Here is a 16,084-nt window from a genome sequence, read left to right on the forward strand (position 1 = left end):
GCCTGACCAGACCCCGTCCAACTTCCCGTGATTGTTCGACAGCAGGGAGTTGCATCGTTGAGTCACATTTTTGACAGTTCTCGCTTTTCCTCGAAAAAACTCTTCCCGAGACCGGTTCCGACACCGTGCTGGAACGTTGCAGTCCGCCTGCAGCGGCGATAACCTGAAGGAATGACCGCAAAACCTTCGCCACAGCCTGCTGATGACAATCTCGAATCCCTCGCGCACGACCTGCTGGGGATCGACTTCAACGCCAATGACGACTCCGACGAGCCGCTCGAGGTCGACGGCCTGGGGCTGGAGGATCTCGGCTTCGGTCCGCCGAAGGAAGCACCCGCTGCAACACAGCAGAGTGCTGCCGCTGCGCCGGATTCCGCGGATGACGAAGATCCGCTCGCCTGGCTCGTGAAAGCTGCCAAAGCACCACCGGCACCCGTTTCGCGACCTCAGCCCATCGATGACTGGGATGACGATTTCGGCGGCGGGCTGGGAGATGATCTGGACGACGAACCGGTCAGCTCAGTCACAATCTCAAAATCCAAGTTTGAGCGGGTCGAACTGGTTTCGGACGACGAGGGCCCGGAAGCTGCCTCCCAGGATCTCGACGAAGAAGAGGATTCTGAAGAAGAGCCGACCGCTCCCGCTGAGGATGCCGCTGCCAAGGACAAATACTGGGACGCCCTTGAAGGGTGGGACGGCTGGGAAGACAAAGCATCCGAGTCCACATCAAGCGGATCGCGAAGCGGTGGTTCTCGCAGTGGTGGACGCGGCTCCCGCCGAGACAGCGGACGCGGTTCCGACCGGCGTTCGGATCGACGATCGGGATCTGGTCGCCAGCGTGAGGAATCCCGCGTCGAAGAAACTGCACAAGAACCAATCCCGTCGACTTCAGCGGAACCGGCTGAAGAAACCCGAAGCGAACGGCCGCGTCGGGAACGGTCCGGTCGCAATTCCCGCCGACGCGGAGAGCGGACTTCGGAAGCCTCGGAGACCCGGGCACAGAACCGGGAGCCTCGCGATGTCGATGCTCCATCGAGCGAACAGCGACCTCCCCGTCAGCAGAATGCTGGGCGCGGCGGTCGCAAGGAGCGTTCTGATGAACCCCCAGTCTTCGTGGAACGTCTCCCTCGCAACTCGCGGGAAGAGAGCTCCGAACGACGCCCGGAGAGAACCCGCAAACCTCAGTCACCTCCACCAGCACCGGTCGCGGAGGATCTGGATGACGATTTCGGTATGGGCGTGCTGAGCGATCCGACTCCGCCGACATCGAAACCTGCCCGCCCACAGCAGAAGAAAGTCGTTTCAGAGTCCTTCGACGATGACGACTTCGGAGGCGGAATCGACGACGACTTCGAAGATGACGTTGTCCCCGAGAGCACCGTTGCCAAAGTGGAAGATTCCGATGATTTCGGTGCCGGAATCGATGACGATTTCGACGCGAAGCCCGAACCCCGTCGTCGTCGCCCACCTCGTCGACGCCGAGCCTCTTCGCCCTCAACGCAGACTTCAGATTCCGCAGCTTCAGAACCGGTCTCCCGGTCCCGGGGACGCGAGGAAGAACCGGCGGCAGCCCCAGCGCCCGCCCCGAAGCAGAACTACGATGACATTCCCACCTGGGAACACGCCATCTCTCTGCTGGTCAAGAAACAGGGACGGAGTTCCGGCAATCGTCGCGGCAGTGGAAGTGGTTCAGGCCGCGGCGATGGAAGACGCCGAAGCGGCCCGCCCCGAGGTGAACGCCGCAGCAGCGCCGAATGATTGGCTGAATCGGCAGTGCCAGACCGGGTTGGCTCCACTCGCAATTCATCGGGAATTGTGAGCACTGGACCGAAGCGCGCGGGCGAGTGAGCAAATTTTTGCACAAGCTGCCCAGAACTTTCAGGGTCACTTGAAAGTTTTATCGAATCTGCGAGAGTTGGGGATATCAGTCCCATCCGATCCTTCCTGGAGACTCTGTCCCATGCCCTCCTTCGGTCCCGCCGATCTCACCCGCCGCGACATGCTCAAAACCTCTGGAAAACTGGCTGCCGCAGTTGTTGCTTCCCAGCTGGTTCTTCCGAAAGCATATGCGAGCGAAGACAATACCATCGACCTCGCCCTTGTCGGTTGCGGAGGCCGCGGAAGCGGTGCTGTCGCTGACGCCTTCTCAAGCAACGCCGGCCCGGTGAAGCTGAAGGCCATGGCTGACGTCTTCGACAGCAAATTGTCCAGCAGCTACAACGCCCTGAATGCCCGGCACGGAGATCACGTCGATGTTCCGCCGGAACGCAAGTTCATCGGTCTGGATGCTTACAAAGAAGCAATGGACTGCCTGAAGCCTGGCGATATTGTCATTCTGACCACCCCGCCGGCATTTCGCGCTGTCCAGTTCGAATACGCGATCGAAAAAGGTCTCAACGTCTTCATGGAGAAGCCGGTCACGGTGGACGGACCGACTTCCAAGAAGATGCTGGAGCTGGCAGAGAAGGCTTCGGAAAAGAATCTGAAATGTGCTGTCGGCCTGATGTGCCGTCACAGCCCCGCCCGAGGCGAGTTGTTCAACCGGATTCAGGACGGAGAGATCGGCGATCTCAACCTGCTGCGGGCTTACCGCATGCATGGTCCGGTCGGTTCCGCATTTGTCGACCCGTTCACGGGCGGGATGTCGGAAGTGCTGTTCCAGATTGCCAACTTCCACGGATTCCTGTGGGCCAGCGGCGGTTGCTTCAGCGACTTCTACATTCACAACATCGATGAATGCTGCTGGATGAAGAATGACTGGCCTGTGAAAGCACAGGCTTCCGGCGGTCGACATTACCGCGGCGACTATGTCGACCAGAACTTCGACAACTACTCCGTCGAGTACACCTTCGCTGACGGTGCGAAGATGTACCTGTACGGTCGGACGATGCCGAACGTGAAGCAGGAATTCGCAACCTACGTTCACGGCAGCAAGGGTTGTGCAGTGGTCTCTGAAAACGGCCACTTCCCCGCCAAGGCCCGGACCTACTCCGGCCAGAGCTTCGACAAGTCGAAACTCATCTGGCAGTATCCGGAAACGGAAGGGAATCCTTACCAGTTCGAATGGGCTCACCTCATCGACGCGGTTCGGAACGACAAGCCGTACAACGAAGTTCCGCGTGGTGTGAAGTCCAGCCTGACCACCTCCATGGGACGCATGGCTGCTCACACTGGCCAGGAAATCACCGCGGACGAAATGCTCAACTGCGAGCATGAATTCGCTCCGGGCCTGAAAGATCTGAAGGCAGATGGTCCTGCCCCGGTCCAGATGACCGAGAACGGCAAGTATCCCATCCCTGCTCCGGGACTGAAGGGCAAACGGGAATACTAAGAGATCTGGTATTTCGAATTCAGGCGATTCAGGCGCATCCACGCATGAGTCGCCTTTTTTCGTATCTGCGAAGTTGAATGCTTGTCCCGAACAACATCTACTATCGTGGTGATTCCGTCCGTCTCCCGACACTCCTTTGAGCTCCCCCAATTCACATGAACAAAACGACGCTGGCTGAACTTGCACGTTACGACACCCCCACCGTCTGCAACGTGATCGAGCTGTTCGATGTTCGCCCGCGGAACACGGGATACATGAATGGGTCGATCCGGTCCTGCTTCCCGGCGCTCCCACCGATGGTCGGGTTCGCACTGACCTCGACATTTCGCAGCATGGCTCCTCCACCGAAAGGGGGAAGCTACGGCGGACTGACAGACCAGATCGAACTCTATGCCGATCACCCCGGTCCCCCGGTGATGGTCTTCCAGGATCTGGACGAGCCGACCGCCGCAGCGACCTTCGGCGAAGTCATGTGCACGATGTACAAGTCCTTCGGTTCGGCCGGCCTGATCACGTCCGGCGCGGGTCGGGATCTGGATCAGGTGCGCGTCCTCGACTATCCGGTGTTCACAAACGGCACGATCTGCTCGCACGGATACTGCCACATTCCTCAGCTCAATGTGCCAGTCACCGTCGGCGGCATCGTGATCGAGCCCGGAATGCTCCTGCACGGAGACTGCAATGGGGTCACGACAATTCCGATTTCCATTGCCAGCGAGATTCCCGACGCCTGTGCAGAACTCATGGCTGCTGAGCAGGTCGTGCTGGAATACTGCCGGAGCGGCAACATCAACCCGAAAGGATTGATCGCAGCCCGAAAGGAATGCACCGACATGATCGACACCCTGGCAAAACGGCTGACCCGCAAGGCGAATTAGCCCCTGCTTCAGAGGAATTCGGAACCACGACATCCGACCGGATTGTTGAACTGCTCTTTTGATCGTCCCCGGCAGACTTTAGTATGGGGACGGCGGGCTGGCTGGGAAACGGATTCCCTGCCGAAGTTCAGTGATTCCAACGCGGCTGAAGTGCATGTTCCAGGGACGGACCATCCCGGTCCCCTTCTGCATCGTCTTAACGGCGATGCTGTCGATCATCTGGCTCGGAATCTCGGGGATCGCCCGGGGTGACGAACTCGAGGGAGGTTCGCAGTTCGCCAGCCGACAGGTAGTGTGGCTGGCACTGGGATCCATCGTGGCGACCGTCACCGCGATGATTCCCTATCAACGGTTTCGCGGGATCAGCTACCCGTTCTATGCACTGACCCTCGTCCTGCTCGTTGCGGTTTATTTCTATCCCGCGCGATTTGGTGCCCGTCGCTGGATCTTCGTCGGTCCGATCTCCATTCAGCCATCGGAACTGGCCAAGCTCTCGTTCATCCTCGTGATGAGCGAGTATCTGATGTTCCGGAAGAATCATCGAACCTGGATCGGCTTGATCCCCCCATTCGTGATGACGTTGCTGCCGGTCCTGCTGATTCTCAAAGAACCGGACCTGGGGACGGCACTGCTGTTCTTTCCTGTTCTGTTCGCCATGCTCTACACCGCCGGTGCCCGACGCTGGCACCTGGGACTCACGGTTCTTGCCGGGGTTGCGGTTTCACCCGTGGTCTGGACCAACATGAGCGCGGAACAGAAATCTCGCGTGACCGCAGTCTTCCTGCAGCGGGACGGTGAAGCCCCTGACATGGAAGACGGGTATCACCTGCACCAGTCCAAGCAGATGCTGGCACTGGGTGGAGCGTGGGGAAGCGAATGGAACGGAGCTTCAGTCGAAGCGTCTCAGGCTTATCGACTCCCCGCTGGCCGGACTGACTTTGTGTACTGCCTCGTGGGTGAGCGCTGGGGTCTGGCGGGAACGCTTGGAACGCTGTTTCTGTTTTCACTTCTGTTCGCCGGGGGTCTTCAGGTCGCTGCCATGACTCGTGACCCGTTCGGTCGGTTACTCGCAACGGGGATTGTCTCAATCCTCGCAGCCCAGGTGATGATCAACACAGCCATGACAGTGGGACTTGCTCCTGTCACCGGGATTACCTTGCCGCTGATGAGCTACGGAGGGTCGAGCCTGATCACGACCGGCCTGAGCATGGGAGTCCTGTTGAACATCGCCCTCTCTCCGGGCTTCGACGTCGCGGGTCAGCCATTTCAATTTGGGAGCGAGTAACAGTCTGTCAGAGTACGAAGCGTCATCGAGTGCATCTGACTTCTTGTTGCTTCGTGCAGAGAATGCACTTGCTGACGCTGCGTGCTCTGAAAAAAAGCTGTCGAACTACGAACGTCGACTCAGACTCGCCATGAGAATTCCCGTCGCGACAGAGACGTTCAACGACCCCACCGCCCCACGTGCGGGAATGCTGCACAGCTGATCGCAGCGATCCTGCGTCAGTCGCCGGAGACCTTTCTCTTCATTGCCCACGACAAGTAACCAGCGGCGGTCGCGATCAATTGTGTCGACGTCTTCGGTTGCGTGCTCGGAACTTCCCAGCACCCACATCTGATGTTTCTTCGCCACTTCCAGACCCTGGGCCAGATTCGTCTGCAGCGTGAACGGAACGTGTTCCACTCCCCCGGAGGCGACATCATAAACCGTCGGAGAGAGCGGTGCGGACCGATCCACTGTCAGAAGAATTCCCTGCACGCCGAAGAAGGCAGCTGTGCGGAAGATCGCTCCCACATTATGCGGATCCTGCAGCTGATCCAGTGCCAGCCACAGGCCGCGGGCCGGTTCTGCCGCGAACAGTTTTTCCAAGGTGATCCCGGGCTTCTCTCGCACGATGGCAAACGTCGTCCCGACTCGGCCCCCTTCGCGATCTCGACGAGGGCTGTGATCCCGCTGCAACGGCTCACGGATGGCAATTCCAAGATTCCGTCCGACTTGCAGGACGCGCTTCCACCCTTCGTTCGCGCTGGCCCGGCTGGCGTGAATTTCCAGAACATCTTTGGGACGGGCTTCAAGCGCAGCCAGGACGCTGTGCGGATTGGTCAGTTTCAACGAATTCATGGGTAGCTGGTCGTAATTTCTGAAATCGGTTTTCGTCGTGCTTCGGGAATGGTGGCAGGGTATCCGTACCAGACCAGTCCGACAATCCGCTCGACCGCTGGATCAATCTTCAGCAGCTGGGCAACATCCGGATGCTGCAGGAAAATGTTCGTCGACCATTTCGTGCCGATTTCCCTGGACCACAGAAAGAGCATCAGATTTTCAATGGCACAGCAGACCGCGGCATAGTTCTCCTGATCCCGCACCGGATCCGGTGACGACTGACAGGTGACCACCATCCAGCCCGGAATGCGTGACCATTTGTCGGCCTTCTTGCGGGCAGCATCCGCCCCTTTTTGCGATGTCAGCAGAGCAGTATTGATTTGAATCAGTTGAGAAGCGGTCTGCTCGCCGAGGAGATAAAACCGCCACGGTTCGGTCATCTTGTGATTCGGCGCCCAGCGGGCCAGTTCGATCGCCTGCAGGATCAGGTCTTCCGGGGGAAGTTCCACCCGAAAGTCATTAATCGTTCTGCGTGTCCGCAGTGTCCGGGCAAACGGATCTTCCGCCGGCGAGGCTTCCAACATGACATCATCCAAAATCAAGATCTTGAAAACCGGTAGAATACTCCACGTGATCCCTCTTTCGATAGCGATGCTGACAGGTCGCGATCGACTGTCATTGAAATTCTTTGATGGACTCGACAAACCGGCCATCCATCTCCGAAACTTGAGTTCTGCACTCCTCCCGTTGCCCCGGCCAGGACCCTCCTCATGCCGCGATCTGCCTGCAGTCTGCTCACCGCATTCCTCTTCAGCATGGCGACACATCTGGTGACCGGCGCGGACCCGCAATCGCTCTCATGGCCTGATCGGGGCGGCCCCACCTGCGATGGCCACGCGGCTGCTTCTGACAGCGTCGGACTGCCGACAACCTGGGACGAAGCCACTGGAGAAAACATTGCCTGGAAGGTCCCGCTGCCGGAATTCGGACATTCGACTCCAGTGATCGGCGACGGGAAGATCTGGATGACGACTGCGACAGAAGACGGGACCCGTCAGTCCCTGCTCTGCCTCGATGAGATGACCGGGAAGACGCTGCATCATCAACTGCTCTTCGAGAACGAGTCCCCCGAGCCGCTCAACAACAAGGTCAACACATACGCCTCCCCCTCCTGTGTGCTCGAACCGGATGCTTTGTACGTTCACTTTGGTTCTTATGGGACAGCCAGGATTGATCCCCGGACCCTGAAGGTGATCTGGCAGCGGCGCGACATCGAATGTCGGCACTTTCGAGGCCCCGGGTCGTCTCCTGCCATCTTTCAGGATTTACTTATTCTGACGTTCGACGGTATCGACCATCAGTTTCTCATCGCTCTGAACAAACACACGGGAGAAACCGTCTGGCGGACATCGCGAAGCACGGACTATGGCGACCTTGACGAAAACGGAATGCCTCGCGGCGAAGGAGACTATCGAAAGGCTTACAGCACCCCGTCGTTGAAAGAAGTTGACGGAAGGATGCAGCTCCTCTCAACGGGGTCACGCGCCGCCTTCAGCTACGATCCTCTCACCGGCGAAGAGCTCTGGACGATCACGCACGACGACTTCAACGCTTCGTCCCGCCCCCTGTTTCATGATGGCCACACCATCATCAACACAGGCTCGGGCAATGCCAATCTGGTCTGTGTCGACCTGAATTCCACAACCCGGGGCAACGTGGATAAAACGCATGTGTTATGGAACCGTGAGAAGGGGAACTCGGATCTTTCGAGTCCCATTCTGATCGGCGATCGCGTTTACATGGTCACCGGAAATGGAGTCGCTGTCTGCATCAATGCGGACACTGGTGACGAAGTCTGGAAGGCCCGGATCGGCGGAACGTTTGTGGCTTCACCCGTGACAGCCAACGGCCTGATCTACTTCTGCAATGAAGAAGGAGTCACCGCGGTGATTGAAGCTGGCGACGAGTTCAAGGAGGTCGCAAAAAACACTCTGTCCGAGGGAATGAGGTCTTCCCCCGCCATCGCACACGGGGCCCTGTTCCTGCGGACCTTCGGGCATCTTTACAAGATCGCCTCCAGGCCCTGAGCTGGTCGCCCGCCACGTGATTCGCGTGATCGCCCGACGAAATGGACGTCGTTCGATGGATGGATCGATCCCGACCAGTCACAATGAGCGGGCGATCAAGTTTCGAAATGACTGCTCCTCCAAAGTCGAGTGGATATTCATGCCTTTGAAGAGTTTTCAATCTCTGTACGCTGCTGCCGATGAAACGACCAGTCCGGTTGCCGTTGCGGCCGCCGGTGGTGCGGATGCCACCGTGATTCAGGCTCTGGACCTGACGCGTCGCCGAGGCTGGGTCCGCCCGATCCTGACCGGCGATCCACAGCAGATCCGCGAAGTCGCCCGCCAGATTGATGTGGACCTGGCAGGCTTCGAGATTATTGAAGAAGCAAGCGACTCCGCAAAAGCCGCAGTCCGATCAGTTCGCAGCGGTCAGGCTCGACTGCTCATGAAAGGTCAGATCGCGACCCCTTCACTCATGAAGGCTGTGCTCGACAAGGAAGACGGGCTTCGGACCGGAAAAACCATCTGTCAGGTGGTGCTGATGGAAATCGAGAAGGACCAGCGTTCCTTCCTGATGACCGACACCGGGGTCACGATCCAGCCCACGCTCGAACAAAAACGACAACTGATCGAACTGATCGTCGACACCGCCCATCGGCTGGGAACGGAGTCTCCGCGCGTGGCCCTGATGTCAGCGACGGAAAAGGTGACACCCGCCCTCCCCGATACACTGGAAACCGAACAACTCGTCAAACTCGGTAACGAAGGGGCCTTCGGAAATTGCCTTGTTCAGGGGCCGCTGTCGTTCGACCTTGCATACGCATCAGAAGCGGGCCAGCGAAAAGGGATCTCCGGAGAGGTCACCGGAGCCGCTGACGCCATGGTCTTCCCGGATCTGCTTTCTGCGAATCTGACCGTCAAGGGGATCATGTATACCGCCAACTGCAGCTTCGGCGGAGTCCTTCGGGGAACGACGAGTCCGGTTGTCTTCATGTCCCGCGCGGACAGCGTCGAGACACGAATCAATTCCCTCGCTTATGCACTCCACCTGCTGCGGGAAGGTGATTAGCAGCTCATTTTCGAATCACGTTTAGCTGCACACTTGAAGTGTGCAGCTAAACCACATCATCACCTGGACTCTTCAATAACTCCCTGACCTCCGTCCCCTTCCCCCTGCGTACCACACATGCGTGCTGTCGTTCAACGTGTCACCTCCGCCAGCGTCAGCGTCGATGGAGAAATCATTGGGCAGATCGGAAGCGGCTTCCTCGTTCTTCTCGGAGTGACGTCTGACGATTCCCAGAAAGACGTCATCTACCTCGCAGAAAAACTGTGCGGCCTGCGGGTCTTCGAAGATGCCGAAGGGAAGATGAACTGTTCGATCGAGGAAGCAAAGGGGGCCATGCTGATTGTCAGCCAGTTCACCCTGTACGGAGACTGCCGTAAGGGACGCCGCCCCAGCTTCATCGACGCTGCCCGGCCCGAGATCGCCCAGCCTCTTTACAACAGTCTGGTTGCAGAGATCCGGGGACACGGAATTCACGTGGAAACCGGACGATTCCAGGCCCAGATGGCTGTCAGTCTGGTGAATGACGGTCCGGTGACCCTGCTGCTCGACAGCCGCAAAGTTTTTTAAAGTCCCCTCGGCCTGAAACGCCGTCCGGGTTCAAGCGGTTGCGTCCTTATTGAACTTCCGGTGCCGGACGGGCAGGGAGATTGGCCGATTCCTCGTAGCTCGCCTGTTCGATGACCATTTCACGCGGCTCCGCTTTCTCGACTGCCACAGTTGCGTCGGTCAGGCGTTTTTCGAGACCGGCTGCGAACTGTTCATCCGCACTTGCCAGCTGTTCATCCCCACTGGCGCGGAACTGTTCAGCCCGACGCCGATAAGCTTCCGCCACCCGTGCATCAAACCGCCGTGCGGATTCGTAATCAGCAATGGCGTCACCGAACTTCTCCAGAGCAAACTGGGCATCCCCCCGCAGGGATAACGTTTCGTAACTGTGTTCCCGTTTGAGCACTTCCGTACAATCGATGACTGCACCAGCGTAGTCCTGAGTCTGTAAACCCAGCTCTGCACGGGCAATGAGCGCCTGCAGATGGTTCGGGACAATCGCCAGGGCATTCTGAATCGACTTGCCTGCTTCGGCATGACGGTTTTCAATCAACAGATGGCGGGCCCGGGCAGCCCAGGCGTCCGCATCCCGAGGGGACCGCGCCAGTCGCACGTTGAGATCCGTCAGCGCACGGAGCCAGTCGACGTGCGCCAGATCTTTGGCAGCGGCCGCCGAATTCCCATCCGCCAGATACGCATCCGAGCGCGAAATGTAGTGCTGAAGCTGGTCTGGCTGCAGGGCGATCGCCTTGGTCAAATCCGCAATGGCGTCGACAGGGCGGTTCAACTTCAAATGAGCCCGCGCCCGGTTCGTGAGTGCATTCAGATAGTTGGGATCCAGTTCGAGCACGCGGGTGAAGGACTCCACAGCCGGTTCGAACTTCTCGAGGTGCAGGAGCGCGAACCCCCGATTGTTATGGGCGTCGAGATAATCCGGCTTGGTGTTCAGGGCGTTGTCAAAATCCTTGATCGCCTGCTCATAATTCCCTTGAGCGACCCAGACCAGACCGCGATTGTTGTAAGGCTGGGCATACCCCAGATCGAGACCGATCGCGTCGCTGAAGTCCCGCTCCGCCCGGTCATACTGCTTGGTCAGGAGCAGAAAATAGCCCCGTGTGTTCAGGAACTTGCCGTTGTCCGGTTCCAGCTTCAGTGCGGATGACATGTCGGCAATCGCCTGGCTCAGGAGATTGACTTCAGAGCAGATGGCAGCCCGTTTGACGAACGCATCCGTCCGGTTCGGATCCTGCGCAATCGCCCGCGTCAGCACTTTGACAGCCTCATTGAACTCCCGCTTCTTCGCGAGTTCGTCAGCCGATGAAAGCAGCTCTTCATAAGGAACCGCAGGAACTTCCGGAGTCACCTCAGCGGGTGTGACTGCGGCGGTCTGCATCAGAGGTGCTTCGCTGTCACTTTTTCCACAACCTGAACCTGCCAGGAGGCCCGCAACGGCCAGCACACTCAGAGATCGCTTCATGACTCGTTCCAGTCCATTGGCTCGAGAGCTTAATGCTATCGGATGATGGGCAACATCTTTCCCGGTCCCCCATCCATTGGGGAAACAATGGCGGACTTGTAACCGCCGGGGCGAGAACAGGTCAACGGGGGTTTTGGGCGCGGACCGGTTTGGCAACAAGCATGAGGTTGATTCGAACCGTCGAGGTTCGCGATTGGCAGGATGGCCAAGGAGAAGAGACACTGACGGTCACGCAGATTCTGACCATCGGAAAAATCTGACTATCAACAAAAGAAGCAGCCACCGGACGGGCCTGACCGGTGGCTGCTCAAAGTTGCTGTCAGTGCGGGCCAACGCCGACAGCAACGTTATTTTGTACTCGTACGTAGTAAAATTCAAGGGTTAAACTGTAAAAAATATCGTGTACGACAGAACATTTTGTAAGATGAACTGGCAAAACAATTTAAGTGCCTTTTAAATGCAAGTTCACAAATAAAATTGGTAAAACAATTACCAAATCTCCCAGAATCCCCTAGGGTGTCACCCGAAAATCCCTGCTGAAACCGGACGCTCGCCCACGTCCTAGAGTGCCATCCTCGGAACTCACCTCAGTCACTGAAGCCGGTTTCCCACCACTTGGGGACCGAAGTACGGCATTCTTCGTTTTTCGCTCAGAGATCTCGGGGCCAGCTGACACTCCACTCCGGTTCTTCAGTCCCGAGGACGGGCAGAGTGACGGCTGGATGCAAATTCGCAACTGCGGTAAGCTGCCCCCAACGGATTTCCAGATTCCCCCTAGGTAGAAACGCGTCACTCATGCCCCTGGGTCTCGCTGAGTATCTTGTCAGCCTGGAAGAGCGTCCCGACCTGATCTGGCCACAGCCCCCCGCGGTCGTTCCCCTGAAAGCCAGACCCTTCCTGAATCCGCTCCCCGGGATCCGCCTCGTGACGTTCAACGTCTACGGAACTCTGCTGCAGATTGACGGCGGAGATCTGCTTCACCTGCACCCGCAGGAATTCCGGATGCAGATTGCCATCGAAAAGACGATCAAAGAATTCAACATGTGGAACAGCATGACCCGTAAGGCAGGTCAGCCCTGGGAAGCGATGCTGCGAATCTATCAGTCGACGGTGGAAGATGTCGGAATGGCTTCCACCAAAAAGAAGGGGGACCTGCTGGAACTGGATTCCCGCAAGGTCTGGAAGAAGATTATCGAGCGCCTTCAAAAGAACGAGTACGTCTGGGATGAAGGCAAGTATGGCGATCTGGAAGACTTCTCCACCAAGGTGGCGTATTTCTTCCACGCGAGCCTGCAGGGGACAGCTTCCGAACCGACCGCCGTGCAGATTCTGGAACTGCTCCGGCAAGGAGGAATTCGCAGCGGGCTCATCGCGGACGGACAGGCATTCACCCTGCCCCAGCTCTTTCACCAATTGAAAAAGCAGTCTTCAAGCCACTCTGTCCGGGACCTGCTGTCGGCGGATTGCGTGGTGATTTCCAGTCAGATCGGCGTCAAAAAGCCGTCGGAGACCCTGTACCGGCAGGCTGTCAGTCAGTTTGAACAACGGGGAATCGCCCCTGCCCAAGTCCTGCATGTCAGCCATCGACTGACAGATGACCTTGCAGTGGCAAAGAAATACGGTTTTCATACAGCCTTGTACGCTGCGGACAAGACCTGTTGCCGTGTCCAGGGAACGGATCTTCAGAACCCGGCCTGGAAACCGGACAGGTTGATCACTCAACTGGGCCAGTTGCGGGAGATCCTCAGTTTATAAGTCTGTGTCATTCTCGAATGCATCCCTTCGAGATCGCAGCGAACAATGTTTAATTCGAGTTGTTTCTGAAAAATTTGAACGGAATCTGGATACATGCCTGCCGAACCCATCTTCGACTACAAACGGTTCAACTATGACAAGCCCCTGTTCACCCTGGACGACATCCGCAAGGTGAACCCCCAGCGGCACGAGATGGAACAGCTCTCCGGCATTGTGCATGTCGACACGGCTCAGCACGGACTCATCGGTTTCAAGGAAGTGACCGACGACGAGTTCTGGATCAAAGGACATATGCCCGGATTCCCGCTGATGCCAGGTGTGATGCTCTGTGAAGCTGCCGCTCAGCTGGCCGGATTCTATGCCCGCAAGTACGACATTCTGAAAGCCGGCGACTATCTGGGATTCGGCGGGATGACCGACGTGCGATTCCGCGCTCCGGTCTATCCAAATTGCCGGTTGATCATTCTGGCCCGCGTCACGAAATACAAAGAAAAGCGGATGGCTCACTTCGAATTCCAGGGCTTCGTCAATGACAAACAGGTCTACAACGGCGAAATGATTGGCGTCCCCATCAGCCGTGAAAACGAAGCCCGATAGCCCCCTTAAAAGCCACACTCTGCTCCCTGCGAAAGCCCCACCTGATGCGAAAACTCCTGCAAACAACTCTTGCCCTGCCCTGCCTGCTTTTGGCTGCGGTCTGCCATGCTGAAGAAATCCCCGGCTTACCGAAGGCCTTCATTGACGGCAACGGGCCAGGCTGGCGGGCACTCACGCTGGATGACTTCGACCATGTGAACTGTGATCCGGACACATGGTCAATGCGGGACGGAATGATTCATTCCACCGGCAAGCCGGTCGGCGTGATCCGCAGCAAGCAAAAGTTCACCAATCTGGAAATCGTGGCGGAATGGCGTCACCTCGAACACGCTGGGAACTCGGGCATTTTTCTCTGGGCACCGGATGAAGCATTCACCGACCTGAAGCCGAATCAGCTGCCGCGAGGAGGAATCGAAGTCCAGATCCTCGACCTGGGTTATGCGGAGAATTACGAGAAAGAGAATGGGAAGAAGTCGGACTGGTTCACCACTCACGGTGATGTGTTCCCGGTCGGAACATCCAAAATGACTCCGTTCCCTCCGGTCTCCGCAAACGGATCTCGCAGCTTTCCTCGCAAGGAGCTGACCAAACCCAGCAGCGAGTGGAATCACTATTACGTCCGGGCGATCAACGGCGAAGTCCGCCTCTGGGTGAACGGCGAAGAGATCTCCGGCGGGAACAACTGCCAGCCGGCAACAGGCTTCATGTGCCTGGAATCCGAAGGGGCCCCCGTCGAGTTTCGCAACTTGAGAATCCGCGAACTGCCGTGATGTCCCGTTCAGCCGCACACTTCGAGTGCGCGGCTGAATTCTTCTGTCACATATTCGTTCGGGCGTCCATAGCGTCGCCCAGCACGGAGTTCAACGCGGCGTTGAGTTCCGTATCGTGATCATGCGTCTGGCAGTAGATGCGGAAGATCAGGAAGCTGACAGGGATGGCTCGGAAGAGTTCATCATCATGCAGCTCCTGGATTCCGCTGCCGGGGTCATACAGAAAATTCTGCCCCCCAGCCGGGAGCCGACCGCTGGGCCGGTGATAATGCTTGGCCACGTCAATATTCAGCGGAATCTCGCGGATTTCGACGGGAAGTTTCTCGCGGACCCGCTTCAACACGAGTTCCGGCTCCGAGAAGATTGTCATCCGCTCGCCGGTCGAGGAATGGAAATTCACCGTCCGCTCGCAGGCCATCTTCCACCCGGTCTTGCGGGAGAGGATCGACCGCCAGCGTTCTCCCAGAGCACGCTGCTCCGGGTCGGAAGAATAGGCCCAGCGTTGAACGTCCACCAGAAATGACGATTCGGTGAAGTTCAGATAGTCTTCCAGATGATCCAGCGGGTTACCGGTAAACAGGTAACTCATCGTGGCTGCGAAGATCTCTTCGATCGCAATGTCGAGTGCGCGAACCGTGCGATGAAAGTAGATCATCCGGAACAGGTTCGCCCGTGTCTCGATGAAATGAATGAGCGACGGGAGTCCTCGCACATGCATCGTCAGCCCTTCTTCCGTGAAGAAGCTGTAGTGAATCAGACGTGACACATCGAATGACTTTGTATTGAAGCCGGTCATGTAGGCATCACGCAGCACGAAGTCCATGTTGTCCACGGTGTAGATGCCGCTGAACAGGGCTCGCAGTTTTCGCAGCCAGGCAGGATGACCCGTTTCGCTGGCGCGGGGGCGGCGGATGAGCCACGCCACCTGATGGGGATCCAGCTCCTCCAGCGGCTGAAGTTTGCCTTTGGGATTGCGTCGAATCCCGCGAATCAGGTTGCCCAGATCCCGCTCGATGATGACGGCCCCGATGTCCTCATGCGTGATCCCGAACTGATCCAGATAGTGATCATCGAAGAAATGTCCGAACGGTCCGTGTCCCACATCATGCAGCAGAGCGGCAATGCGAACCAGACTTTCGACGTACGCCCGCGACGGGCAGTTCGGACAGACTTCATGCAGCGAATCGTACCATTCATCGATCACTCGCGACGCCAGATGCATCGCCCCGAGGATGTGTTGGAAGCGGCGATGTTCCGCGCTGGGAAAGACCCACCATGCGGTCTGCAACTGGTGGATGTGCCGCATCCGCTGGACCCAGGGATGATCGATCAGTTCCTGTTCCGAAACTTCATCTGCCGGAAGCCCCGACCGGGCGATGAAGGGGATATAACCATGAATGGGGTCGTAAGCCAGGCTTTCGGAAACAAAATCGCGAGTCATGTGGATGCGGTTTCGTGATGCAAACAAAAAACGTTTCGCCGCAATCCCAC

General features: G+C 57.7%; 14 protein-coding genes. 10 read left to right on the forward strand and 4 right to left on the reverse strand.

Annotated elements, in window-relative coordinates; translation table 11 throughout:
• The first annotated feature begins 171 nt into the window (after positions 1-171).
• The 4 genes from SH661x_RS22385 to SH661x_RS22400 all read left to right on the forward strand — a co-directional run bounded on the left by SH661x_RS22385 (position 172) and on the right by SH661x_RS22400 (position 5,494).
• Positions 172-1,758 carry a hypothetical protein gene (locus SH661x_RS22385; protein ID WP_437226231.1) on the forward strand — a complete coding sequence of 529 codons (1,587 nt, stop codon included), beginning with the start codon at positions 172-174 and terminating at the stop codon, positions 1,756-1,758.
• Between the two features lie 202 nt (positions 1,759-1,960).
• On the forward strand, positions 1,961-3,331 hold the full coding sequence (locus tag SH661x_RS22390) for a Gfo/Idh/MocA family protein (RefSeq protein ID WP_437226233.1): 1,371 nt from the start codon (positions 1,961-1,963) through the stop codon (positions 3,329-3,331).
• Between the two features lie 155 nt (positions 3,332-3,486).
• Positions 3,487-4,209 (forward strand): RraA family protein, encoded by a 723-nt coding sequence (locus SH661x_RS22395; protein ID WP_437226235.1) that lies wholly within the window; start codon positions 3,487-3,489, stop codon positions 4,207-4,209.
• Between the two features lie 154 nt (positions 4,210-4,363).
• Positions 4,364-5,494: an FtsW/RodA/SpoVE family cell cycle protein gene (locus SH661x_RS22400; protein ID WP_437226237.1), complete on the forward strand. Its 1,131-nt coding sequence runs from the start codon at positions 4,364-4,366 to the stop codon at positions 5,492-5,494.
• Between the two features lie 105 nt (positions 5,495-5,599).
• Here SH661x_RS22400 and rlmB read toward each other — a convergent pair whose 3' ends face one another.
• Together rlmB and SH661x_RS22410 are read right to left on the reverse strand one after the other, a co-directional pair.
• On the reverse strand, positions 5,600-6,331 hold the full coding sequence (gene rlmB, locus SH661x_RS22405; RefSeq protein WP_437226239.1) for a 23S rRNA (guanosine(2251)-2'-O)-methyltransferase RlmB: 732 nt from the start codon (positions 6,329-6,331) through the stop codon (positions 5,600-5,602).
• The gene (locus SH661x_RS22410; protein WP_437226241.1) at positions 6,328-6,897 is read right to left on the reverse strand and encodes a nitroreductase family protein; all 570 of its coding nucleotides are present in this window, start codon (positions 6,895-6,897) and stop codon (positions 6,328-6,330) included. The genes rlmB and SH661x_RS22410 overlap by 4 nt, the downstream gene beginning before the upstream one ends.
• A gap of 186 nt (positions 6,898-7,083) precedes the next feature.
• Here SH661x_RS22410 and SH661x_RS22415 point away from each other — a divergent pair, with 186 nt between their 5' ends.
• The 3 genes from SH661x_RS22415 to dtd all read left to right on the forward strand — a co-directional run bounded on the left by SH661x_RS22415 (position 7,084) and on the right by dtd (position 10,015).
• On the forward strand, positions 7,084-8,400 hold the full coding sequence (locus tag SH661x_RS22415) for a PQQ-binding-like beta-propeller repeat protein (protein ID WP_437226243.1): 1,317 nt from the start codon (positions 7,084-7,086) through the stop codon (positions 8,398-8,400).
• Between the two features lie 55 nt (positions 8,401-8,455).
• Positions 8,456-9,448 (forward strand): phosphate acyltransferase, encoded by a 993-nt coding sequence (locus SH661x_RS22420; RefSeq protein ID WP_437226245.1) that lies wholly within the window; start codon positions 8,456-8,458, stop codon positions 9,446-9,448.
• 117 nt (positions 9,449-9,565) lie between these two features.
• Positions 9,566-10,015 carry a D-aminoacyl-tRNA deacylase gene (dtd, locus tag SH661x_RS22425; RefSeq protein ID WP_437226247.1) on the forward strand — a complete coding sequence of 150 codons (450 nt, stop codon included), beginning with the start codon at positions 9,566-9,568 and terminating at the stop codon, positions 10,013-10,015.
• 46 nt (positions 10,016-10,061) lie between these two features.
• Here the strand turns inward: dtd and SH661x_RS22430 are convergent, their stop codons facing one another.
• Entirely contained in the window at positions 10,062-11,471 is a 1,410-nt protein-coding gene (locus SH661x_RS22430) for a tetratricopeptide repeat protein (RefSeq protein ID WP_437226249.1), read from the reverse strand.
• 795 nt (positions 11,472-12,266) lie between these two features.
• On the opposite strand from SH661x_RS22430, the gene SH661x_RS22435 reads away from it, so the two are divergent.
• From SH661x_RS22435 to SH661x_RS22445, 3 genes are all read left to right on the forward strand, one after another.
• Positions 12,267-13,226, forward strand: a complete 960-nt coding sequence (locus SH661x_RS22435; RefSeq protein ID WP_437226251.1) for an HAD family hydrolase — start codon at positions 12,267-12,269, stop codon at positions 13,224-13,226.
• Positions 13,227-13,319: 93 nt separating this feature from the next.
• Entirely contained in the window at positions 13,320-13,823 is a 504-nt protein-coding gene (locus SH661x_RS22440) for a 3-hydroxyacyl-ACP dehydratase FabZ family protein (protein ID WP_437226253.1), read from the forward strand.
• A 44-nt stretch (positions 13,824-13,867) separates the two neighbouring features.
• Positions 13,868-14,593: a 3-keto-disaccharide hydrolase gene (locus SH661x_RS22445; protein ID WP_437226255.1), complete on the forward strand. Its 726-nt coding sequence runs from the start codon at positions 13,868-13,870 to the stop codon at positions 14,591-14,593.
• A 46-nt stretch (positions 14,594-14,639) separates the two neighbouring features.
• On the opposite strand, the gene SH661x_RS22450 is transcribed toward SH661x_RS22445, so the two are convergent.
• Positions 14,640-16,034, reverse strand: a complete 1,395-nt coding sequence (locus SH661x_RS22450) for an HD domain-containing protein (RefSeq protein ID WP_437226257.1) — start codon at positions 16,032-16,034, stop codon at positions 14,640-14,642.
• Positions 16,035-16,084: the final 50 nt, after the last annotated feature.

Source organism: Planctomicrobium stercoris (assembly GCF_051465655.1).
Classification (GTDB): domain Bacteria; phylum Planctomycetota; class Planctomycetia; order Planctomycetales; family Planctomycetaceae; genus Planctomicrobium.